Annotated in this window: 19 protein-coding genes; 15 read left to right on the top strand and 4 right to left on the bottom strand. The window is 56.8% G+C overall.

Annotated elements, in window-relative coordinates; all coding sequences use genetic code 11:
- The first annotated feature begins 14 nt into the window (after nucleotides 1–14).
- The 8 genes from ihfB (at nucleotide 15) to ACA373_RS00980 (ending at nucleotide 8,794) form a co-directional block, all read left to right on the top strand.
- On the top strand, nucleotides 15–299 hold the full coding sequence (gene ihfB, locus ACA373_RS00945; RefSeq protein WP_013201528.1) for an integration host factor subunit beta: 285 nt from the start codon (nucleotides 15–17) through the stop codon (nucleotides 297–299).
- Between the two features lie 230 nt (nucleotides 300–529).
- The gene (locus ACA373_RS00950) at nucleotides 530–2,791 is read left to right on the top strand and encodes a ComEC family protein (RefSeq protein ID WP_369894898.1); all 2,262 of its coding nucleotides are present in this window, start codon (nucleotides 530–532) and stop codon (nucleotides 2,789–2,791) included.
- Between the two features lie 36 nt (nucleotides 2,792–2,827).
- Nucleotides 2,828–4,576 carry a lipid A ABC transporter ATP-binding protein/permease MsbA gene (msbA, locus tag ACA373_RS00955; RefSeq protein WP_253454708.1) on the top strand — a complete coding sequence of 583 codons (1,749 nt, stop codon included), beginning with the start codon at nucleotides 2,828–2,830 and terminating at the stop codon, nucleotides 4,574–4,576.
- On the top strand, nucleotides 4,573–5,553 hold the full coding sequence (gene lpxK / locus ACA373_RS00960; protein ID WP_370733874.1) for a tetraacyldisaccharide 4'-kinase: 981 nt from the start codon (nucleotides 4,573–4,575) through the stop codon (nucleotides 5,551–5,553). The genes msbA and lpxK overlap by 4 nt, the downstream gene beginning before the upstream one ends.
- 39 nt (nucleotides 5,554–5,592) lie before the next feature.
- Nucleotides 5,593–6,798: a winged helix-turn-helix domain-containing protein gene (locus ACA373_RS00965; protein WP_370733875.1), complete on the top strand. Its 1,206-nt coding sequence runs from the start codon at nucleotides 5,593–5,595 to the stop codon at nucleotides 6,796–6,798.
- A gap of 80 nt (nucleotides 6,799–6,878) precedes the next feature.
- Nucleotides 6,879–7,061 (top strand): Trm112 family protein, encoded by a 183-nt coding sequence (locus ACA373_RS00970; RefSeq protein ID WP_125288718.1) that lies wholly within the window; start codon nucleotides 6,879–6,881, stop codon nucleotides 7,059–7,061.
- A complete protein-coding gene (gene kdsB / locus ACA373_RS00975) occupies nucleotides 7,058–7,804 on the top strand; it encodes a 3-deoxy-manno-octulosonate cytidylyltransferase (RefSeq protein WP_253454703.1) in 747 nt (248 codons plus the stop codon). Before ACA373_RS00970 ends, kdsB begins: the two co-directional genes overlap by 4 nt.
- Nucleotides 7,805–7,900: 96 nt before the next feature.
- On the top strand, nucleotides 7,901–8,794 hold the full coding sequence (locus ACA373_RS00980) for a YcbJ family phosphotransferase (protein ID WP_301251212.1): 894 nt from the start codon (nucleotides 7,901–7,903) through the stop codon (nucleotides 8,792–8,794).
- On the opposite strand, the gene elyC is transcribed toward ACA373_RS00980, so the two are convergent.
- The gene (elyC, locus tag ACA373_RS00985) at nucleotides 8,759–9,550 is read right to left on the bottom strand and encodes an envelope biogenesis factor ElyC (RefSeq protein ID WP_370733878.1); all 792 of its coding nucleotides are present in this window, start codon (nucleotides 9,548–9,550) and stop codon (nucleotides 8,759–8,761) included. The genes ACA373_RS00980 and elyC overlap by 36 nt on opposite strands.
- A gap of 129 nt (nucleotides 9,551–9,679) precedes the next feature.
- Between elyC and cmoM the strand changes: the two genes are divergently transcribed.
- From cmoM to ACA373_RS01020, 7 genes are all read left to right on the top strand, one after another.
- Nucleotides 9,680–10,462, top strand: coding sequence for a tRNA uridine 5-oxyacetic acid(34) methyltransferase CmoM (gene cmoM / locus ACA373_RS00990; protein WP_253454699.1), 783 nt, complete (start codon nucleotides 9,680–9,682; stop codon nucleotides 10,460–10,462).
- Nucleotides 10,459–11,781, top strand: a complete 1,323-nt coding sequence (gene mukF / locus ACA373_RS00995; RefSeq protein WP_125288713.1) for a chromosome partition protein MukF — start codon at nucleotides 10,459–10,461, stop codon at nucleotides 11,779–11,781. Before cmoM ends, mukF begins: the two co-directional genes overlap by 4 nt.
- Complete coding sequence (mukE, locus tag ACA373_RS01000; RefSeq protein WP_125288712.1) at nucleotides 11,762–12,472, top strand: chromosome partition protein MukE; 711 nt, start codon at nucleotides 11,762–11,764, stop codon at nucleotides 12,470–12,472. The genes mukF and mukE overlap by 20 nt, the downstream gene beginning before the upstream one ends.
- Complete coding sequence (mukB, locus tag ACA373_RS01005; RefSeq protein ID WP_370733879.1) at nucleotides 12,469–16,920, top strand: chromosome partition protein MukB; 4,452 nt, start codon at nucleotides 12,469–12,471, stop codon at nucleotides 16,918–16,920. Before mukE ends, mukB begins: the two co-directional genes overlap by 4 nt.
- Before the next feature lie 157 nt (nucleotides 16,921–17,077).
- On the top strand, nucleotides 17,078–18,868 hold the full coding sequence (gene ldtD, locus ACA373_RS01010; protein WP_301251209.1) for a L,D-transpeptidase: 1,791 nt from the start codon (nucleotides 17,078–17,080) through the stop codon (nucleotides 18,866–18,868).
- Nucleotides 18,869–19,055: 187 nt separating this feature from the next.
- Nucleotides 19,056–19,610: a YcbK family protein gene (locus ACA373_RS01015; protein WP_253454695.1), complete on the top strand. Its 555-nt coding sequence runs from the start codon at nucleotides 19,056–19,058 to the stop codon at nucleotides 19,608–19,610.
- Between the two features lie 34 nt (nucleotides 19,611–19,644).
- Nucleotides 19,645–20,274: an MBL fold metallo-hydrolase gene (locus tag ACA373_RS01020; RefSeq protein ID WP_301251207.1), complete on the top strand. Its 630-nt coding sequence runs from the start codon at nucleotides 19,645–19,647 to the stop codon at nucleotides 20,272–20,274.
- Between the two features lie 83 nt (nucleotides 20,275–20,357).
- On the opposite strand, the gene ACA373_RS01025 is transcribed toward ACA373_RS01020, so the two are convergent.
- From ACA373_RS01025 to ompF, 3 genes are all read right to left on the bottom strand, one after another.
- Nucleotides 20,358–21,548 carry an amino acid aminotransferase gene (locus ACA373_RS01025; protein WP_301251206.1) on the bottom strand — a complete coding sequence of 397 codons (1,191 nt, stop codon included), beginning with the start codon at nucleotides 21,546–21,548 and terminating at the stop codon, nucleotides 20,358–20,360.
- Nucleotides 21,549–21,730: 182 nt separating this feature from the next.
- Nucleotides 21,731–22,096, bottom strand: a complete 366-nt coding sequence (locus ACA373_RS01030; RefSeq protein ID WP_301251205.1) for a hypothetical protein — start codon at nucleotides 22,094–22,096, stop codon at nucleotides 21,731–21,733.
- Between the two features lie 259 nt (nucleotides 22,097–22,355).
- The gene (gene ompF, locus ACA373_RS01035; protein ID WP_301729766.1) at nucleotides 22,356–23,516 is read right to left on the bottom strand and encodes a porin OmpF; all 1,161 of its coding nucleotides are present in this window, start codon (nucleotides 23,514–23,516) and stop codon (nucleotides 22,356–22,358) included.
- Nucleotides 23,517–23,599: the final 83 nt, after the last annotated feature.

Consider the following 23,599-nt stretch of genomic DNA (forward strand, 5'->3'; position numbering starts at 1 on the left):
TAACCGGAGGATTTATGACCAAGTCAGAACTGATTGAAAGACTTGCTGGCCAGCACTCTCATATTCCGGCGAAAGTCGTTGAGGATGCGGTAAAAGAGATGCTTGAGCACATGGCCACTACGCTGGCCCAGGGCGAACGCATCGAAATCCGGGGCTTCGGCAGTTTTTCTTTGCACTATCGCGCTCCCCGTACCGGTCGTAACCCTAAAACGGGTGACAAGGTTGAGCTGGAAGGTAAATACGTTCCGCACTTCAAACCGGGCAAGGAATTACGCGATCGCGCGAATATCTACGGCTAAGGTTTCGCATTACCACGCAATAAAACGACACTTCGGTGTCGTTTTTTTTTGCCTGCAGCATAGCTGGATCCAGTCCGATAGTGGATTAACCAGAGCCTCCTCGCAAACCCTGTATTGCTTTCTGCAACCTGATAAAAATGTTGCGCTACGTTTCTGAAGACTGAGAAATGCTGGCTGCGCCCGTAACGAAACCCCGTCAGACTTCCGTCATGCGTAACGGAGGTAGCATTATGTCCTATAGCCTTAGCCGACTCTCGCTGTGGATGATTATCGCAGCGCTGCCGCTTTGTTGGTTGCGGGCGCTGCCTGATACAGCCGCCATCCAGCTTTTGCTGGGGCTGATTGCGCTCCTGTTGATAACCCGACAGCGCTGGTTAAGAGAAAGTGCCCTGGTTCTGCTGCTTTTTATCTGGGCCGTTATCCCGGCAAAAACGCTTCTACAACAAACCGCCTTTCTCTCAGCGGCTCCTGTTGAAGCCGTAGTGGGCATTGAACAGCTACAGCCGCAGTCGCAACGCGTCAAAATACGCATTGAAAGCGTGGCGGAGAAACGTCTTTTTCCACCTGTTTACGCCCTGATCGCTATACCGGGTACCCAAACGTTTTGTCCGGGCCAGCATTGGCGTATGAAGCTCAGGCTGCGGCCCGTGCATGCGCGCCTTAACGAGGGCGGCTTCGATGCGCAACGTTTCGCGCTGGCTGTCAGCACGCCGCTGACGGGCAGGGCGCTGACATGGCAGATTGTCGACAGCCGCTGTGGCTGGCGTGAAAAAGTCATGCAGAAAAGTCGTGACTATTTCGCCGCCTTGCCCTGGCATAGCGTTATCCTGGCGTTGACGTTTGGTGAACGTAGCGAACTAAGCAGCGAGACAAAAGCGTTGCTGAGGGAGACCGGGACGGCGCATTTGATGGCGATTTCAGGCATGCATATAGGCCTGGCTGCGAGCGTAGGCTGGCTGATAGCGCGAATTTTCCAGCCTTGCTTCCGCGCCAGCTGGATAGAGTATCGTTTTCCCCTGTTTAGCGGCATCGCGCTGGCGCTGATCTACTGCTGGCTTTCCGGCGGAAGCCCTCCGGCGCTGCGGGCGATAGTGGCGCTGCTTAGCTGGAGCCTGCTGCGCCTGAAGGGGCGTAACTGTAGCGGCTGGCAGGTTTGGCGGCTGTGTATCGGTGCTATTTTGTTTTTCGATCCCTTAAGCATTTTGTCGGACAGCTTATGGTTGTCAGCTGTTGCCGTCGCCGGGTTACTTCTCTGGTATCAATGGTTTCCGCTTTCCGGACGCTTTATCGGGAAAAAACGCTGGCTGCCGTTACAGCTGCTGCACTTACAGACCGGGCTGTTTTTATTATTGATGCCGCTACAGATCTTTATTTTTCACGGCGTGAGCGTCAGCGCGCTGCTGGCTAACCTGTGGGCAGTGCCGCTGGTCACGTTGCTTACGGTACCGCTGATCCTTGGCGCCGTTTTATCGCTGCCTGTCGCATCGCTAAGCCAGCTGCTCTGGTGGGCGGCGGATCGCTCATTGGCGCTGGTTTTTTATCCCTTACGGCAGCTGCCCGACGGCTGGCTTACCGTCAGCCAGCAGGCATTATGGCTCAGTCCCGTGTGCCTGCTGCTGCTCTTTGCCTGGCGCTTTCACTGGTGGCGAAGTTCCCCTTTTACGCTGGCCAGCTTATGTCTGGCGCTGCTGTGCTGGCGGCTGCACGTCAGGCAGCCAGAGTGGCGTATGGATATGCTGGATATCGGTCATGGACTGGCCGTAGTAATTTCGCAGCGGGGAAATGCGGTTGTGTATGATACCGGCAACAGATGGGCAGGGGGCGACGCGGCCTCAAGCCAGATTATTCCCTGGCTTCGCTGGCAGGGCATAAGCCTACAACACATTATCTTAAGCCACGGCCATCTCGACCATATCGGCGGCCTGGAAAGCCTGCACAAGGCGTTTCCCGCAGCGAAAATCCACAGCGATTTGGGCGTATCGGGACATTTACCCTGCTATCAGGGCCAAAACTGGCGCTGGCAGACGTTAAATTTTCAGGTTCTCTGGCCGGAGCGACCGCAGAAAGAGCACGGTAATAATCAGTCCTGCGTCGTAATGGTGACGGATGGTAAATGGCGGGTTTTGCTGACCGGGGATATTGAGACGCCCGCAGAGCTACAGCTTGTCAGGCGCTATGGCGAAGCGTTACGGGCGGATCTATTACAGGTGCCGCATCACGGTAGCGGAACGTCGTCTTCGCCGCCCCTGCTGCGAAGGGTGGCTGGCCAGGCCGCGCTGGCTTCCGCTGCCCGCTATAGCGCCTGGAAGCTACCGGCGGAAAGGATAATTACCCGCTATCTGAAGAACAATTACAGCTGGTACGACACGGCTGTGGCAGGGCAAATCAGCGTAGAATTTTCTAAGGATAACTGGCGTGTTTTAAGCTTAAGAGCGCAAATAATGCCCCGTTGGTACCATCAGTGGTTTGGCGTAACACGTTATTCCAGTTAGAATGAGCGGCTATTTCAATTGGAAGCTGGTTAACACATGCATCAGGACAAAGATCTCTCCACCTGGCAGACCTTTCGACGCCTCTGGCCGATGATCAAACCCTTTAAACCGGGGCTGGCCGTCTCCTCCGTTGCTCTTATTATTAACGCAGCGGGCGACGTGCTGATGATGTCCTTACTTAAGCCGCTGCTGGACGATGGTTTTGGTAAAGCGGACTCCTCCGTACTGGTCTGGATGCCCCTCGCCGTTATCGGCCTGATGCTGGTACGCGGCATATCAAGCTATATCTCAAGCTACTGCATCTCCTGGGTATCGGGCAATGTGGTGATGTCGATGCGTCGGCGTCTTTTCAGCCATATGATGGGGATGCCGGTCGCTTTCTTCGATCAGCAATCTACCGGCACGTTGCTGTCGCGCATTACTTATGATTCCGAACAGGTCGCCTCATCGTCTTCCAGCGCGCTGGTAACGGTAGTGCGCGAAGGCGCATCCATTATCGGCCTGTTTATTATGATGTTTTACTACAGCTGGCAGCTGTCGCTAATCCTGATCCTGCTGGCGCCGGTCGTCTCCTTTGCAATCCGTATGGTGTCAAAACGCTTTCGTAATATCAGCAAAAGCATGCAAAACACCATGGGCCAGGTGACCACCAGCGCAGAACAGATGCTGAAAGGGCATAAAGAAGTGCTGATCTTTGGCGGACAGCAAATCGAAACCCAGCGTTTTGACCGCGTCAGCAATCGGATGCGTCAGCAGGGGATGAAACTGGTTTCCGCTTCTTCCGTGTCCGATCCTATTATTCAGCTTATCGCTTCGCTGGCGCTGGCTTTTGTTCTGTATGCTGCCAGCTTCCCAAGCGTAATGGCAACGCTGACACCGGGCACGATTACCGTCGTCTTTACCTCTATGTTTGGTTTGATGCGCCCGCTGAAATCGCTGACGAACGTTAACGCCCAGTTCCAGCGCGGCATGGCCGCCTGCCAGACGCTTTTCTCCATTCTCGACAGCGAGCAGGAAGTTGATACGGGCACGCGCGTGATTGAGCGCGCTCGCGGCGATGTGGAGTTCCGCAATGTGACCTTTACCTATCCGGGACGCGAAACGCCTGCGCTGCATAATATCAACCTGGCGATCCCGGAGGGCAAAACCGTTGCGCTGGTGGGACGGTCTGGATCGGGTAAATCCACGATTGCCAGCCTGATGACGCGTTTTTACGATATCCAGCAGGGCGAAATTCTGATGGATGGTCACGATCTGCGTGAATATACGCTCAGCTCGCTGCGAAATCAGGTCGCTTTAGTCTCGCAAAACGTGCATCTGTTTAACGACACGGTAGCCAATAATATCGCCTACGCCCGCAACGAGCAGTACAGCCGGGAAGATATCGAAAAAGCGGCAACGATGGCGCACGCTATGGACTTTATCAGTAAAATGGATAACGGCCTGGATACGGTCATCGGTGAAAATGGCGTGCTGCTTTCCGGCGGCCAGCGCCAGCGTATTGCCATTGCCCGCGCGCTGCTGCGTGACTGTCCGATCCTGATCCTGGATGAGGCTACTTCCGCGCTGGATACCGAGTCGGAGCGCGCTATTCAGTCAGCGCTGGATGAGCTGCAAAAAAACCGTACCTCGCTGGTTATTGCGCATCGCCTTTCCACTATTGAAAAGGCAGATGAAATCGTTGTGGTTGAGGATGGCCATATCGTGGAGCGCGGCAGCCATACCGAGCTGTTAGCGCGCCAGGGTGCCTATGCTCAGCTTCATAAAATGCAGTTTGGTCAATGATTGAGCGCCTCTGGAGCGGTCGGTCCGGCCTCTGGCGGCTGCTGCTGCCGTTCAGCTGGCTGTACGGGCTGATCACCAGCCTGATCCGCTTTAGCTATCGTCAGGGCTGGCGAAAGGCCTGGCGCGCGCCGGTGCCCGTGGTCGTGGTCGGGAATCTGACGGCTGGCGGCAACGGCAAAACGCCGGTGGTGATTTGGCTGGTGCAGGCACTGCAGCAGCGTGGTCTGCGCCCCGGCGTGGTATCCAGAGGCTACGGCGGTAAAGCGGAAGCTTATCCGCTGGTGCTTGATGGCAATACGACCACTAGCGAGGCGGGTGATGAACCGGTACTGATCTATCGCCGCACCGGCGCGGCGGTGGCCGTTTCACCCCGCCGTAAAGACGCCGTGCAGGCGCTGCTGGCGCAGGGCGAGGTGGATATTATTATCACCGACGACGGCCTGCAGCATTACGCGCTGGCCAGAGATTTTGAAATAGTCGTTATTGATGGTCAGCGTCGATTTGGCAACGGCTGGTGGCTGCCGGCCGGTCCAATGCGCGAGCGGGCATCACGCCTGCAAACGGTGGACGCGGTCATTACTAACGGCGGCGCGGCGCTGGCTGATGAAACAGCGATGCGCCTGACGCCCGGCCTTGCTGTCAATCTGCAAACCGGCGAAACCCGCCCTGCGGCATCGCTTGGCGACGTGATCGCTATGGCAGGTATCGGTCATCCGCCGCGTTTTTTTGCCACGCTGCGTCAGCTGGGCGTTATCCCGATTAAGGAAGTCTCTTTCGCCGATCACCAGGCCTACAGCGAGGCGCAGCTGGCCCCGCTGGCGACTGCACACCAGGCGCTGCTGATGACGGAGAAGGATGCGGTTAAAGCCAGCCGCTTTGCCGCGGCTAACTGGTGGTATCTGCCGGTGGACGCGGCGCTGCCGACGGATCGGGCTGACGCGCTGCTGAACCGCATTATTGCCCTTACGCAAAAATAACTCGCTAAACTGAATGCACTATGTGAATACAGGTGCATTATGTCGATTTCTCTCTCACTAATTCAGGCCCGCCATATTCATCTTGCCGCTCAGGGGCTGCTTCGTCCGTCGCAGCGCAAAGCACGATTTACCGATCTGCTTAATTGCGTGCGGCAAATGTCTCTGCTGCAAATCGACACTATCCATGTAGTCGCCCGCAGCCCTTATCTGGTGCTGTTCAGCCGACTTGGCGACTATCCGTCCGCGTGGCTGGAAGAGGCGTTGGCTACCGGCAGGCTGTTTGAATACTGGGCGCATGAGGCCTGTTTTATTCCTGCTGAGGATTATCCGCTGCTGCGCCACCGTATGCTTTCGCCGCAGGCTATGGGCTGGAAATATAACGGCGCATGGGCAGAGACGCGGCAGCAGGAGGTCGCGCAGCTGCTGGCGCATATCAAAGATCACGGGCCGGTAAGATCGGCCGACTTCGCCGCGCCGCCGGGCCAGCAGTCCGGCTGGTGGGCGTGGAAACCGCACAAGCGCCATCTGGAAAACTTATTTACCGCCGGGGAATTGATGGTGGTCGAACGGCGTAATTTCCAGCGGGTTTATGACCTTCGTCAGCGGGTGCTGCCGGAATGGGATGATGCGCTGCACGCGCTGGAAGAGAAAGAGGCGGTCAGGCAAATGTTGTACAACAGCGCGCAAAGTCTGGGGCTTTTCCGGGCCGAGTGGCTGGCAGATTACTATCGGCTGAAGCGTGCGCCGGTAAAAGAGCAGCTGGCAGAGTGGATTGAGGCGGGCACGGTAGTGCCGGTGGAGGTCGAAACGTTAGGGCAGTGCTATCTCCATCACTCACAGCTGCCGATGCTGGAGCAAAAAAGCCAGGCCACGCATACTGCGCTGCTGTCGCCTTTCGATCCGGTGGTGTGGGATCGCAAGCGGGCGCTGGAACTGTTTAACTTCGCCTATCGTCTGGAGTGCTATACGCCGGAAGCGAAGCGGCAGTATGGCTACTTTGTTTTGCCGATACTGCATCGCGGCGCGCTAAAAGGGCGGCTGGATGCCAAAATGCAGCGCAAAGAAAAAGTTTTGCTGATCAGGCAACTGTGGCTGGAGCCGGGCGTGAGGATCACCGCCGGGCTGCTGACCGATCTTCAGCAGGCCATCAGCCGTTTTGCCCGCTGGCAGGGCGCGCAAAAAGTACATCTGCTAAACCTGCCTGCGGAACTGGCCGCGATCTGGCCAAAAGAATGGGCGCTTTAAGCCGACGGGGAGGTTAACCGCTCAACCGCGAGCTATGATATTCTAACGTTCTGTCTGATCGGATCCACCAGGGAGACACCATGGATCATCGTTTGCTTGAAATCGTTGCTTGCCCGGTTTGTCACGGTAAGCTGTATTACAATAAAGATCGTCAGGAACTTATCTGCAAGCCTGACGGGCTGGCTTATCCGGTGCGTGACGGCATCCCCGTTCTGCTTGAAACGGAAGCGCGCTCGCTGACGCTGGAAGAGACGCATCCATGAGTTTCGTCGCAATTATTCCGGCGCGCTACGCTTCCACCAGGCTGCCCGGAAAACCGCTGGTCGATATCCACGGCAAGCCGATGATCGTGCATGTTATGGAACGCGCGCGTGAATCAGGAGCCGAGCGCGTGATTGTCGCTACGGATAATAATGACGTCGCGCGTGCTGTAGAAGCAGCGGGCGGCGAAGTTTGCATGACGCGAGCCGATCATCAGTCCGGCACGGAAAGGCTGGCCGAGGTGATTGAGAAATACCGTTTCCCTGACGAGACGGTGATCGTCAACGTGCAGGGCGATGAGCCGATGATCCCGCCGGTCATCATCCGGCAGGTAGCGGATAATCTGGCGAAAAGCAGCGTAGGTATGGCGACGCTGGCGGTACCAATCGAGTCAGCGGAAGAAGCGTTTAACCCTAACGCCGTGAAGGTGGTCAGGGATGCGCAGGGCAACGCGCTCTATTTTTCGCGCGCGACCATCCCGTGGGACCGCGAGCGGTTTGCCGTTTCTCAGCAGGCGATTGGCGATCATTTTCTGCGCCATATCGGCATTTACGGCTATCGTGCCGGCTTTATCCGCCGCTATGTCAGCTGGCAGACCAGCCCGCTGGAGCAGATTGAGCTGCTCGAACAGCTGCGGGTACTGTGGTACGGCGAAAAAATCCATGTTGACGTGGCGCAGGCCGTTCCGGGCGCGGGTGTTGATACACCGGAAGATCTGGAACGTGTGCGGGCAGCCATGCAGTAACTATTTTCAGGGCCGGCAGCGGCCCTGGTTCTCTGCTTCTTGCTATTACCAGGAAAAAAACGGCAATCCGACTTCGCTTGCGATCAGGAGCAGCAGATGGAACATCTTCGTTCAGAACTTTCGATAGTGCTGGGTGAGACGCTAAGCCGTCTCGAATGCATCAGCGAACAGCCTTATGCCAGCCTCTACTCGCTTTACGATGGGAAAGGCCACTCTCTGCCGCTGATGGCAAAATACTTCAATACCAAAGGAATCGCCTCGCAGGAAGCCTATAAGCTGTCGATGCTGGCGCGCGAAAGCACCGTGCGTATGCCGACGGTATACGGGCTGATCGTCAGCCAGCTGCCGCCGCAGCATGAGATCCTGCTGATTGAGCGCATGGGCGGCGTTTCGGTCGAAGCGCCCACCCGCACGCCGGCTCGCTGGCAGCAGCTGCAGGATCAGATCGTCGCCGCGCTGCTGGCCTGGCATCGCATCGACAGCCACGGTCTGGTCGGTACGGTAGACAGCACGCAGGAGAATAACTGGCCCGCCTGGTATAAACAGCGGGTTGAGGTGTGGTGGTCAACGCTGAGCTATATGCGCCCGGAGCGGCTGACGATGGAAGATCACCGTTTTCTCTTTCGCTGTCGCCAGAACCTCTGCGCGCTTTTTGACGACTTCGACGATCCCTGCGTGCTGGTGCACGGCAACCTGTCGCTCAGCAATATGCTGAAGGAAGCCTGGAGCGACCAGCTGCTGTCAATGATCAATCCCGGCAGAACGCTCTGGGCGCCGCGTGAATACGAGCTGTTTCGCCTGAGTGAGGAAGGCCCGGCGGAAGCGCTGCTGTTCCGCTATCTGCAACAGGCGCCCGTCGCGGAAGGATTTATCGCCAGACGCTGGCTCTATATGCTGTGGGAAGAAGCGGATCGGCTGATCCATACCGGCCGTTTCAACCGCGCCCGCTTCGATTTAGCCGCTCGCTCCCTGCTGCCCTGGCTTGAGTGAAGGCGACGTTATCTTTTGCCAGAGTCGTCCCAGCGTCTCATAGATGGCGCGCTCGCTGTGACCAAGCCACAGCGAGGAGGGAATGGCTTTCTCCCACGCGTTCAGCGGCGAAGCGATAGCCAGCTGATTAGCCGGCGCGGGCAGCGGATCCAGCCCCTGCTGCTGAAAAAACAGCATGGCGCGCGGCAGATGCGAGGCGGAGGTCACCAGCAGGAAAGGGCGGCGGCCAACCACTTTAGCCACCTCCCGCGCTTCCTGGCTCGTATCGCGCGGCTTATCCAGCGTAATAATGGCGCTGCGCGGTACGCCCAATGACTGCGCCACTCTGGCCGTGACTTCCGCCGAGCTGACGGGATTGTTCTGCGCGGCCGCGCCGGTAAAGATCAGCGTCGATCCTGGATTTTCACGCCACAAACGGATCCCTTCCACCAGCCTTGGCAAACTGTTGCCGATCATATTCGATCCCGGCGCCCACTGCGAATTCCACGTATAGCCGCCGCCCAGCACCACAACGTAGTCCACCTTCCGGCTCTCCTGCCACGTAGCGAAACGGTTCTCAACAGGGGACAGCAGGCTATCAGCAACAGGCTGAAGGCTGATCAATAACAAGATTAGCCAGGCAGAAGAGAGTATAATTTTCCCGGTTTTTTGCCAGCGGCTGCGCCAGAGCAGAAAAAGTCCGACCGCCATCACTAACAGCAGCAGCGGCAAGGGCATCAGCAGGCCGCCAATCGCTTTTTTAAGCGTAAAAAGCATAAAAACAGCTTCCTTTTGTCCGAAAAAACGCCACCCGAAAGCGAAGCAGTGACGGAAAGGTTCATTCTCCCTCAGTGTATGCCAAAATAGCCGCCGGATTCACCCTTTTGCCCAGCCCGGAGCCCGCTTATGCAGGATCGCAACTTTGATGATATCGCGGAAAAATTTTCGCAGAATATCTACGGCACCACCAAAGGCCGCATTCGCCAGGCCATCGCCTGGCAGGAGCTGGAGGCGATTCTGGCGACGCTGCCGCAAAGGCCGCTGAGCGTGCTGGATGCGGGCGGCGGCGAAGGCCAAATCAGCTGTGGGCTGGCGAGCCTTGGCCATCAGGTTCTGCTATGCGATTTATCCGAAGAAATGCTGCAGCGCGCGCGCCTTAACGCCAGCCAGCAAGGTGTGAGCGACCACATGGAATTCAGACAAATCAGCGCGCAGGAAGTCGGTCAGCATTTGGTTCAGCCTGTCGATCTGGTATTGTTTCACGCTGTGCTTGAATGGGTTGCCGAGCCGGAAGCGGTGCTGGCCGCGCTTTACGATACGCTGGCGCCCGGCGGCGTGCTCTCGCTGATGTTTTACAACCTCAACGGGCTGATGATGCAGACGCTGGTGCTGGGCAACTTTGGCTATATGCAGGCCGATTTGCGCAAGCGCAAACGTAAAACCCTGTCGCCGGACTATCCGCGCGACCCGGAGCAGGTCTATCGCTGGCTGGCGGAGATCGGCTTCACCGTCGAAAGCAAAGCCGGCGTGCGCGTTTTTCACGACTATATGCGCGATAAGCACAAGCAAACAGAACGATTTGACGAGATCCTGGCGCTGGAAAAGCGCTTTTGCCGCCAGGAGCCATTTTTAAGTTTGGGTCGCTATATCCACGTAACAGCGCGGAAGCCCATAAAGGACGAAGCATGAGTGAATTTTCCCAGACAGTACCGGAGCTGGTTGCCTGGGCGCGAAAAAATGATTTTTCCGTCTCGTTGCCTACCGAACGTCTGGCTTTTTTGCTGGCGGTCGCCACGCTTAACGGCGAGCGCATGGATGGCGAGATGAGCGAAGGCGAACTTACGGACGCCTTCCGTCACGTCAGCGAAGGATTTGAACAGACCAGCGAAACCGTCAGCGTCCGCGCCAACAACGCTATCAACGACATGGTGCGGCAGCGTTTGCTTAATCGCTTTACCAGCGAACAGGCTGAAGGGCAGGCCATTTACCGCCTGACGCCGCTCGCGATCGGCATCACCGATTACTACATTCGCCAGCGTGAGTTTTCTACGCTGCGGCTCTCCATGCAGCTTTCTATCGTGGCAAGCGAACTGAAGCGCGCGGCGGATGCGGCGGATGAAGACGGCGATGACTTTCACTGGCACCGCAACGTCTTCGCGCCGCTAAAATATTCCGTCGCCGAGATTTTTGACAGCATCGATATCACCCAGCGCATTATGGATGAGCAGCAGCAGGCGGTGAAAGACGATATCGCGCAGCTGCTCAACAAAGACTGGCGCGCGGCGATTGAAAGCTGCGAGATGCTGCTGAATGAAACCTCCGGCACGCTGCGCGAACTGCAGGATACGCTGGAAGCCGCAGGCGACAAGCTGCAGGCCAACCTGCTGCGGATCCAGGACGCCACTCTGGGCAGTCCCGACCTCGGCTTTATCGACAAGCTGGTGTTCGATCTGCAAAACAAGCTTGACCGCATTATCAGCTGGGGCCAGCAGGCCATCGATCTCTGGATTGGCTACGACCGCCACGTGCATAAATTTATCCGTACCGCGATTGATATGGATAAAAACCGCGTCTTCGCTCAGCGCCTGCGTCAGTCGCTGCAAAACTATTTCGACGCGCCGTGGGCGCTGACCTATGCCAATGCCGAACGCCTGTTTGACGTGCGTGACGAAGAGCTGACGCTGCGTAACGAAGAGGTGATGGGCGAACTGCCTGCCGAACTGGAATACGAAGAGCTGAGCGAAATTCGCGAGCAGCTGGCCGCCATGATCGAAGAGGCATTGGCCATCTATAAAGCCCAGCAAAAACCGCTGAATCTGGGCGTGGTGATGCGCGACTATCTGGCGCAATATCCCCGCGCCCGCCATTTTGACGTGGCAAGGATCGTGGTCGACCAGGCCGTGCGTTTAGGCGTCGCCGAAGCTGATTTTTCCGGTCTGCCCGCCGAGTGGCAGGCCATTAATGATTACGGAGCCAAGGTACAGGCGCATGTCATCGATAAATATTGAACAAGTGATGCCGGTTAAGCTGGCGATGGCGCTGGCTAATCCGTTATTTCCTGCGCTCGACAGCCAGCTGCGCGCGGGCCGCCATATCGGTATTGAGGAGCTGGACAACCACGCTTTTCTGATGGATTACCAGGAATATCTGGAAGAGTTTTATCTGCGCTATAACGTGGAGCTGATCCGCGCGCCGGAAGGCTTTTTCTATCTGCGTCCGCGCTCTACCACGCTGATTGCGCGTTCGGTGCTTTCCGAACTGGATATGATGGTGGGCAAAGTCCTGTGCTGGCTTTACCTCAGCCCCGAGCGGCTGGCCAATGAAGGCATCTTCACCCAGCAGGAGCTGTACGACGAACTGCTGACGCTGGCGGATGAAAGCAAGCTGCTTAAGCTGGTAAACCAGCGCTCAACCGGTTCGGATCTGGACCGTCAGAAGCTGCATGAAAAAATGCGCGCCTCCTTAAGCCGCCTGCGTCGTCTGGGCATGGTGTGGTTTATGGGCCATGACAGCAGCAAGTTCCGCATCACCGAATCCGTGTTCCGCTTTGGCGCCGACGTGCGTAGCGGGGACGATCCTCGCGAAGCGCAGCTGAGAATGATCAGAGACGGCGAGGCAATGTTTACGGAAAGCGGCCAGGCCCGCCAGAACGAAGAAGAGCAGGGTAACGACGCCGGCCAGGCGGAGGAAGAAGAATGATTGAACGCGGAAAATTTCGCTCGCTAACGCTGGTTAACTGGAACGGCTTTTTTGCCCGAACCTTCGATCTTGACGAACTGGTTACCACGCTGTCCGGCGGTAACGGCGCGGGGAAATCGACCACGATGGCCGCTTTCGTTACCGCGCTGATCCCCGATCTGACGCTGCTGCACTTTCGTAACACTACGGAAGCGGGCGCGACCTCCGGCTCGCGCGACAAAGGCCTGCACGGCAAGCTCAAGCCGGGCGTCTGCTATGCGGCGCTGGACGTGGTTAACTCGGTGCACCAGCGCGTTATCGTCGGCGTGCGCCTGCAGCAAATCGCCGGCCGCGACCGCAAAGTGGATATCAGACCGTTCAGTATTCACGGCCTGCCGACGTCCATTAACCCGACGGAGATCCTGACCGAAACGGTTAACGCTCGTCAGGCTCGCGTGCTGCCGCTCAGCGAGCTGAAAGAGAAGTTCGAAGCGATGGAGAGCGTGCAGTTCAAGCAGTACAACTCCATTACTGAATACCACTCGATGATGTTCGATCTGGGCATTGTGGCGCGTCGTCTGCGCTCTGCGGCGGATCGCAGCAAATACTACCGCCTGATCGAGGCGTCGCTGTACGGCGGCATCTCCAGCGCCATTACGCGCTCACTGCGTGACTACCTGCTGCCGGAAAACGGCGGCGTGCGTAAGGCTTTCCAGGATATGGAAGCGGCGCTGCGTGAAAACCGGATGACGCTGGAAGCGATCCGCGTAACGCAGTCCGATCGCGATCTCTTTAAGCATCTTATCTCAGAAGCGACCAGCTACGTGGCCGCCGACTATATGCGCCACGCCAACGAGCGCCGCGTTCATCTGGACGGCGCCATGCTGCAGCGCAGCGAGCTTTTCGGCAGCCGTAAACAGCTGGCCGCCGAGCAGTATCGCCATGTAGAAATGGCGCGCGAGCTGGCGGAGCATAGCGGGGCGGAAAGCGATCTGGAAACGGATTACCAGAGCGCCAGCGATCACCTTAACCTGGTGCAGACCGCCATGCGCCAGCAGGAAAAAATCGAGCGTTACGAAGGCGATATCGATGAGCTGACCTATCGTCTGGAAGAGCAGAACGAGGTCGTTGCTGAAGCGCGCGAAGTCCATGAAGAAAACGAAGCGCGGGCGGAAGCCGCCGAGCTGGAAGTGGACGAGCTGAAAAGCCAGCTGGCCGACTATCAGCAGGCGCTGGATGTACAGCAAACGCGCGCTATTCAATACCAGCAGGCGCTGGCGGCCTTACAGCGCGCTCAGGAAATTTGCCAGATCCGCGAGCTGACTATTGAGAACGCTCAGGAATGGCAGGAAACCTTCCGGGCGAAAGAGCAGGAAGCCACGGACAGGCTGCTGATGCTGGAGCAGAAAATGAGCGTGGCGCAGGCCGCGCACAGCCAGTTCGAGCAGGCGTTTGAGCTGGTGACGCGTATTGCCGGGCCGGTGAGCCGCAGCGAAGCCTGGCAGACCGGCCGCGAGCTGCTGCGCGACGCCGGCAATCAGCGCTATCACGCCGATCAGCTCCAGTCGCTGCGCTCGCGTCTTTCAGAGATGGAGCAGCGGCTGCGCGAGCAGCAGGAAGCCGAGCGGTTGCTGAACGAGTTCTGCAAAAAGCACGGTCAGCAGTACGCGCCAGAAGAGCTGGAAGCATTGCAGTATGAGCTGGAAGCGCGCATTGAGCAGCTTGGCGAGAGCGTTGCCGACGCTGGCGAACGACGTCTGGCGATGCGCCAGGAGCTGGAGCAGGTGCGTGAACGTATCGCCCGCCTGACGCGACAGGCGCCGCAGTGGCTGAACGCGCAGGAAATTTTAACCCAGCTGCGCGAGCAGACCGGCGAGGCGCTGGAAAACGGCCAGCAGGTAACCGAGCATATGCAGCGCCTGCTGGAGCGCGAGCGTGAAACCACCGTTGAGCGTGATGAAGTCGCCAGCCGCAAACGCGAGGTGGAAAGCCAGATCGATCGGCTGAGCCAGCCGGGCGGATCGGAAGATGCGCGACTGAACCAGCTGGCCGAGCGTTTCGGCGGCGTGCTGCTTTCTGAAATTTATGATGACGTCACCATTGAGGACGCGCCTTACTTCTCCGCGCTGTACGGCCCTGCGCGCCACGCTATCGTGGTGCCGGATCTGTCGCTGGTGCGTGAACAGCTGGACGGGCTGGAAGAGTGCCCGGAAGATCTGTATCTGATCGAAGGGGATCCGCAGTCGTTCGACGACAGCGTCTTCAATGTTGAAGAGTTACAAAAAGCGGTCGTGGTCAAAGCGGGCGATCGTCAGTGGCGCTATTCCCGCTTTCCGAAAGTCCCGCTGTTTGGCCGCGCCGCCCGTGAAAACCAGCTGGAGCTGCTGCGTGCCGAGCGCGAAACGCTGGCGGAACGCTACGCCACGCTCTCCTTCGACGTGCAGAAAACGCAGCGCCTGCATCAGGCGTTCAGCCGCTTTATCGGCGGCCATCTGGGCGTGGCCTTCGAGCCGGATCCGGAAGCGGAAATTCGTCAGCTGAATGGCCGCCGCGGCGAGCTTGAGCGCGCCATCAGCTCACATGAAAGCGAAAACCAGCAGCAGCGCCAGCAGTTTGACCAGGCGAAAGAGGGTGTCGCTCAGCTTAACCGACTGATGCCGCGCGTTAGCCTGCTGCTGGACGAAACGCTCCAGGATCGTCACGAAGAGCTGCTGGCGCGCCTGGACGAAGCGCAGGAAGCCGCACGCTTCCTGCAGCAGCACGGTGCCGCCCTCGCTAAGCTGGAGCCGCTGGTGGCGGTGCTGCAAAGCGACCCGGAACAGCATGAGCAGCTCAAGCTGGATTATCAGCAGGCGCAGCAGGCGCAGCGCGATGCGCGTCAGCAGGCTTTCGCCATCACCGAAGTGGTGCAGCGACGCGCGCATTTCAACTATGCGGACTCGGCCGGAATGCTTGACGGCAACAGCGACCTCAACGAGAAGCTGCGTCGTCGTCTTGAGCAGGCAGAGGCCGAACGTGCGCGTGCGCGCGAGCAGCTGAGAAACCATCAGGCGCAGCTGACGCAATACAGCCAGGTGCTCGCCTCGCTGAAAAGCTCGTATGATGCCAAGCGAGATATGCTGAAGGAGCTACAGCAGGAAATGCAGGCTATCGGCGTGCAGGCGGATGCCAGCGCGGAAGAGCGCGCGCGGCTGCGTCGCGACGAGCTTTATACGGCGCTGAGCAATAACCGCAGCCGCCGCAACCAGCTGGAAAAACAGCTGACCTTCTGTGAAGCGGAAATGGACGCGCTGCAGAAAAAACTGAAGCGCGTCGAGCGTGATTATCACCAGAGCCGCGAACAGGTGGTCAGCGCCAAAGCCGGTTGGGTCGCCGTTCTGCGCATGGTGAAAGATAACGGCGTCGAACGTCGTCTGCATCGCCGCGAGCTGGCCTATCTGGGCGGCGACGAGCTGCGCTCCATGTCGGATAAGGCGCTGGGCGCGCTGCGTCTGGCGGTCGCCGATAACGAGCACCTGCGTGATATCCTGCGCCAGTCGGAAGATCCTAAGCGGCCTGAGCGTAAAATTGAGTTCTTTATCGCCGTTTATCAGCATCTGCGCGAGCGTATCCGTCAGGATATTATCCGCACGGACGATCCGGTAGAAGCGATCGAGCAGATGGAAATTGAGCTGAGCCGTCTGAGCGAAGAGCTGACCGCTCGTGAGCAGATGCTGGCTATCAGCTCGCGCAGCGTGGCGAACATCATTCGCAAAACCATCCAGCGCGAGCAGAACCGTATCCGCCAGCTGAACCAGGGCTTGCAGAGCGTCAGCTTTGGTCAGGTACACAGCGTGCGGCTGAACGTCAACGTGCGGGAAACGCACGCCACGCTGCTGGACGTGCTTTCAGAGCAGCACGAACAGCATCAGGATCTGTTCAAGAGCCAGCGTCTGACCTTCTCCGAAGCGCTGGCGAAGCTCTATCAGCGCCTGAATCCGCAGATCGATATGGGACAGCGCACGCCGCAAACTATCGGCGAAGAGCTGCTGGACTACCGCAACTACCTTTCTATGGAAGTGGAGGTTAACCGCGGTTCCGATGGCTGGCTGCGCGCGGAAAGCGGGGCGCTGTCGACGGGCGAGGCGATCGGCACCGGGATGTCGATTCTGGTGATGGTAGTGCAAAGCTGGGAAGAAGAGTCTCGCCGCCTGCGCGGTAAAGATATATCGCCTTGCCGCCTGCTGTTCCTGGATGAGGCGGCGCGTCTGGATGCCAAATCTATCGCCACGCTTTTTGAACTGTGCGATCGCCTTGAAATGCAGCTGATTATTGCCGCGCCGGAGAATATCAGCCCGGAGAAAGGCACGACCTATAAGCTGGTGCGTAAGGTTATCAACAACAGCGAGCACGTTCACGTGGTTGGCCTGCGCGGCTTCGCGGCCGAGCCTGCCAATATTTCGGCAGAGCCTGCCGAACTCTCCTCCTGAGTCGAACAGCACAAAATAATCGGCGGCACGTATAGCAAAATCCGTGCCGCCGAATTACTCTCTCAGGCGCGCCGCTGCATACGCGCGCCGTTTTCTTTTCTATACTAATAACATTATTCAGGCGTCGATCGTTCAGACCCGCTACAGGAGGCAAGGGATGTTGCTGACAGGAACTCATTTTGCAAAGCTTAGCCTGGCCTGCTGCCTGGCGTTAGCGCTGGGGCAAGCCGTACCCGCCGCTGCGGCCATGCCGCATTCGGCCGCCGTTTCCGCTTCGCAGGCGCAGGTAAAGCTACAATCGCTGTTTACTAACGGCTACCGGCCTTTTTATCTTAAAACGCTGGCATCGTTATATGCTACGCAGCATATGCAGCCTCTGTGGCAGGATCGCCAGGCCGTGCAGCAGTTTCAGCAGCAGCTGGCGGAAGTCGCGATTTCCGGCGTACAGCCGCAGTTCACGCAGTGGGTTAAATTATTAACCGATCCTGCGGTAACAGGTTTGGAACGAGACGTCGTGCTTTCCGACGCTATGCTTGGCTATCTGCAATTCGCTTCGACGGTGCCGGCTAAAGGCGAAACCTGGCTTTACAGCAATGTCCCCTACAAGCTGGAAGTTCCTGCCTTATCGGTGATTAACCAGTGGCAGCGGGCAATTGAGCATGGCGCCACGCATGCTTTTGTCGCCTCTTTGGCGCCGCAGCATCCACAGTATCCTTTAATGCACCAGGCGTTAAAAGATTTGCTGGCGGACAACCGCGCCTGGCCGCAGCTGACCGACAGACAAAGCCTGCGCCCTGGGCAGCTGAGCGACGATGTGCCTGCGCTGAGAGAAATTTTGCAGCGCACCAATATGCTGACGCCCGGCAGCGATACGCCAAAACCTGATGACGATGCGGTGCCGACCACGCCGGTCCCGGCTTCCTTCGTAGATGAAGAAATCGCGGTTAGCCCTTCGGCCTCTCCCGCTGAGCAAACTCCGCAGGCGAATACGCCGGAGCAGGCCGGCCACGTAGAAAGTGGTACGCTCAGTAATCCTGCCCATATCTATTCTGAAGATTTGGTGGCGGGTGTGAAACGCTTTCAGCGCTGGCAGGGCCTGGAGGCCGATGGCGTTATCGGGCCAAGAACGCGTGAATGGCTAAACGTTTCTCCGCAGCTGCGGGCCTCGCTGCTGGCGCTGAACATTCAGCGGCTAAGGCTGCTGCCGGATGATATGCATAACGGCATCATGGTGAATATTGCTAACTACTCGCTGAAATATTATCTGAATGGCAATCAGATCCTGGATTCCCGCGTTATCGTAGGCCGTCCGGATCGTAAAACGCCGCTCATGCGCAGTGCCTTAAACAACGTGGTGCTTAATCCGCCATGGAATGTACCCACCACGCTGGTGCGCAAAGATATTATCCCGAAGGTGAAGCAGGATCCGAGCTACCTGTACAAGCACAACTACACGCTGCTTTCCGGCTGGAGCAGCGATGCTGAAGTGATCGATCCTTCCATGATTGACTGGCGGATGGTTTCGGCAGCTTCGTTCCCGTATCGTATCCGTCAGGCGCCAGGGGCAACGAACTCGCTGGGTCGTTATAAATTTAATATGCCAAGCTCGGACGCTATCTATCTGCACGATACGCCTAACCACAATCTTTTCCAGAAGGATATCAGGGCGCTGAGTTCCGGCTGCGTCAGGGTAAACAAGGCGTCTGATTTGGCTAATCTGCTGTTACAGGATGCGGGCTGGAATGATTCGCGTATCTCCAGCACGCTGAAGCAGGGTGATACCCGTTATGTGCCGGTGCGTCATCACATTCCGGTCAATCTGTATTACCTGACCGCCTGGGTCGCTGACGACGGACGTACGCAATATCGTACAGATATTTACAATTATGACCTGACGGCGCGCTCCGGGGCGCAGGTATTGGCGAAAGCTGGTCAATTATTACTCTAGTGGTTGATTCTTCAGGTTTTCTGATGTTGGCCTGCGGCCAGCCTGCCTGACGGGTACGGCAGCCTCTCCAGGAATTGCCGTATCCGTCACGTTTCGTCGGTTGACGCCACATTTCTACCCGGTTATGGTTCCGGGCGGTGAACGTTTCCACCGTTTCAGAACTTTTTTAGCCGGGTAACACAGATTAATGGATAAATTCGACTCTCATCGCCGACAATTACTGGCCCTGGGCGGCGCGGCACTAGGCCTGTCGCTGCTTCCTGGACAGGCTTTCGCTTCGCTTTCCACCTCACGTCCTCGCATTCTGACGCTGAATAATTTACATACCGGAGAAAGCCTTAAAACCGAGTTTTTCAACGGGAAAAGCTATGACAAGGATGAGTTAACGCGCCTTAACCATTTTTTTCGTGATTATCGCGCCAACAGGATCAAAAGCATCGATCCACATCTTTTCGATCAGCTGTATCGGCTCCAGGCGCTGTTGGATACGCGCAAGCCCGTACAGCTGATTTCCGGTTACCGTACGCTGGCGACCAACAACTCGCTGCGCGAACGCGGCAGCAGCACCGGCGTAGCTAAGCACAGCTATCATACGCTGGGCCAGGCAATGGATTTTCATATTGAGGGGATCGCCCTCAGCAATATACGCAAAGCGGCTCTTTCCATGCGGGCAGGGGGTGTAGGATACTATCCTAAAAGCAACTTTGTGCATATTGATACCGGGCCGGCAAGGCACTGGTAAGAAAATCCGGGCTGACCGGAATTAATGGAGCCTTATGAATTATCAAACTATTCCGGTAACGGCCTTTTCGCAGAACTGCTCTTTGATCTGGTGTCCGGTGACGCTGCAGGCCGCCATTGTCGATCCTGGCGGCGACGCGGAAAAAATTAAAGCGCAGACGACGGCAAAGGGCGTAACAGTTACGCAAATTCTGCTGACGCATGGCCATCTGGACCACGTAGGCGCGGCGGCTGAACTGGCTGCTTTTTATGCCGTACCGGTTGTTGGGCCGCATAAAGCAGATGCGTTCTGGCTGGAAGGGCTGCCGATGCAGAGCCAGATGTTTGGTTTTCCTGAATGTGCGCCGTTAACGCCCGATCGCTGGCTGGAAGAGGGTGAGGTTGTGCACGTGGGCGATATCTCGCTTGAGGTTCTGCTCTGTCCGGGCCATACGCCGGGTCATATCGTATTTTTTGATCGGGCTTCTCGCCTGCTGATCTCCGGCGATGTGATCTTCAGCGGCGGCGTGGGACGTACCGATTTCCCTCAGGGCAGCCATAGCGACCTGATTGCCGCGATCAAAAACAAGCTGCTGCCGCTTGGCGATGACGTCACCTTTTTACCCGGCCACGGCCCCAGCTCGACGCTGGGCAGAGAGCGGATTTCCAATCCTTTTCTGCAATAAAGCTGCCGTATAAAAAAGCCTGCGTAATGCAGGCTTTTTTATTGCGTGACGGATAAAATATTTCGCATCCGCTTTATGTGCACTTACAGCACGGCGGCAATCGCTTCGCACAGCGGCGCCATATTGTCCGGCGTCATTCCCGCTACGTTAACCCGGCCTGAATTGACCGCATAAACGCCAAACTCTTCCCGCAGTCTAATCACCTGATCTTTGGTCAGGCCGCTAAAAGAGAACATACCGTTCTGGTTGATAATAAAGCTGAAGTCGCCTTTCGCCCCTTTTTCCTGCAGGGTATTAACAAACAGCTGACGCATACGGTGGATGCGCTGGCGCATATCGGTCAACTCCTGCTCCCATAGGGTACGCAGCGCATCGTTGCCCAGGATAGTGGCGACGACCGCCGCGCCATGCGCAGGCGGATTAGAGTAGTTTGCGCGGATGGTAGCTTTAACCTGGCTAAAGGCCGTGTCGGCAATATCGGCCGCGCTGGCGACCAGCGTGAACGCGCCTACGCGCTCATTATAAAGCCCGAAGTTCTTCGAATAAGAACTGGCGACAATCAGCTCCTGGTGTCCGGCAGCAAAAATGCGCAGGCCCTCTGCATCTTCTTCCAGCCCACGCGCAAAGCCCTGATAGGCAAAGTCGAACAGCGGCAGCCAGCCTTTCGCCAGCGACATCTCGGCAAGCTCCTGCCACTGTGCGGCCGTAGGATCGATGCCGGTAGGGTTATGGCAGCAGCCGTGGAACAGCACAATATCGCCCGCCTGCGCTTCACGCAGCGCGTTCAGCATTCCGTCGAAATCCAGCGAATGGCTGGCCGCATCGTAATACTGATATTCACAGACTTCCAGTCCGGCGGACTGAAACACATTTTTATGATTAGGCCAGCTAGGATTGCTGACCCAAACGCGCCTGGCGCCGGTTTGCGCGGCAATAAAATCCGCCGCTACGCGCAGCGCGCCCGTACCGCCAGGCGTTTGCGCTGTACGCGCACGTTTGTCACGCAGGATGGCGTTATCTTTGCCAAACAGCAGCGCCTGCGTACATTTGCCAAAATCGGCCAGGCCATCAATGCTCAAATAATTTTTGGTCGTTTCATTTTCCAGCAGATACTGCTCGGCTTTTTTCACGCTGGTCAGCACCGGCGTTTTGCCGGTTTCGTCCTTATAAACGCCAATGCCAAGGTTAATTTTGTCAGGACGGTCGTCCGCACGATAAAGGTCGGCTAAGCCAAGGATAGGATCTGCGGGTGCAGCTGCAATGCGTTCAAACATAATGAAAGTCCGTTATAACCTGAAACGAAATGAGAATTCAGGGTACCGCCACTATGATAAAAATGCCAACCGTTTGCGCTAAAAACAGTGAAAGAATGCCCTGGATAAAGGTAGCGGCAGCCAGCTGCTATAAACACCTGTAAAGGTAAAATAAGCGCGGCCGCTTTCCTGGCGTACGGGGCCTATAGCCAATGAAAACCTCTGGCCATAATGTAGGCCAGGCCCAGCGCAACGCCGATCAGCGCGCTAAACATCAGGCGAAAATCAGTCTGCATATCTTTGCGGATATCTTTCATCTCACCGCGTACGTCCTGTATCTCACCGCGTACGTCCTGTATCTCACCGCGCACGTCCTTTATCTCGCCGCGTACATCCTTTATTTCCCCACGAATATCATGGAGCTCGTTTCTGATATCGTTAACGTCATGTCTGAGCCAGGCGATATGCATTTCGATACGGGTAAAGCGCGCTTCCGTCTCGGTTTCTTTTTTTTCCTGCTGGTTGCTGTGGTTTGACAGCGTTAGCAGAAGAGGGCTGTCCATATCCATATTGGCTCTCCTTAAGCTAAATCCAGACTGATTTTTTCATGTTCACGCGTGGCTAACAAACACTTTTGGAAATTTTTCAGGAACGCTGCGGCATGGCTCGAATTTTTATGAAACGGAAAAAGAAATTACATAGGGAAGCGACAGGTTTTATTTAGCAGCACGGGCAAGTCAGGAAGGGAATAAGGGCAGGCAGAGAAAAGCGAAGGTGCAGACAATAAAAAAGCGGGGCCGAAGCCCCGCCAGACGATTTGTTGCTTGATTAGAACTGGTAAACCAGACCTACAGCCACGGTGTCGTCGGTGTTCAGACCCAGTGGATTGTTGTCATCCAGCAGGTTGATCTGGTAGTCAACGTAAGTAGACATGTTTTTGTTGAAGTAGTAGGTTGCGCCCACATCAACATATTTGATCAGGTCAGCATCGCCAACGCCTTCGATATCCTTGCCTTTAGACTGCACGTAGGCCAGGGATGGACGCAGACCGAAGTCAAACTGATACTGCGCAACCAGCTCAATGTTCTGAGCCTTGTTAGCGAAAGAGTTAGCAGACCAGGAAGTGCTGTCAGCGTCGCTAAAATTGCCGCTGTAAGAAATTGGCGTGGCGTTACGGGTTTCACCGTACATCGCTGCCAGGTAAACGCTGTTAGCGTCATATTTCAGCGCGGTAGCCCATGCTTCAGCACGTTTACCCGCGCCGCTATTGATGGTGACGGATTCAGCGGAGTTATTCGGGTTAGTCACGGTACGCACGCCAGCTGCCTGCGCATCGGTACGGTCATAAGAACCATAAGCTGCAGACACGCCTACACCGATTGGCGCGGTATAGCTGGTAGAGACTGCGTAACCGTCTCCGTTAGCGCGGCGAATGTCGTCTTCACGCTCGTTTTTACCCTGATACTGTACGGCAAAGTTCCAGCCGTCAACCAGACCAAAGAAGTTGGTGTTGCGGTAGGTCAGCACGCCAGTCGTACGGCCGCCCAGGATGCCCAGGTCGCTATAGGCAGAGTCGCCGCCGAACTCTGGCAGCATATCGGTCCAGCCCATTGGATCGTACAGCAGGCTGTAGTTACGGCCGTAATCGATAGAGCCGTACTCAGCGAATTTCAGACCAGCGAAGCCCAGACGGGTTTTGTTGCCGTCCTGCGCGTCGGAGCCGCCTTCAGAATTGTTTGCCTGGATGTTGTATTCCCACTGGCCGTAGCCGGTGAGCATATCGTTAATCTGGGTTTCACCTTTGAAACCAAAACGCACGTAGCTCTGGTCGCCATCGTTGCCGTCGTTATCAGAGAAATAGTGCAAACCAACTGCTTTCCCATAGAGGTCCAGCTTATTGCCGTCTTTGTTATAGATTTCTGCTGCATTGGCTGCACCAGCGGCTAACAGGGCTGGGATAACCAGTGCCAGAATATTGCGCTTCATCATTATTTATTACCCTCATTGGAGTTATCTGGACACCTGCCACTGCCGTCAATAATTCTTTACAGAACTACGATGAGAGTTTGGTG

It is taken from the genome of Erwinia sp. STN24, from assembly GCF_041320675.1.
Lineage (GTDB): Bacteria > Pseudomonadota > Gammaproteobacteria > Enterobacterales > Enterobacteriaceae > Erwinia > Erwinia aeris.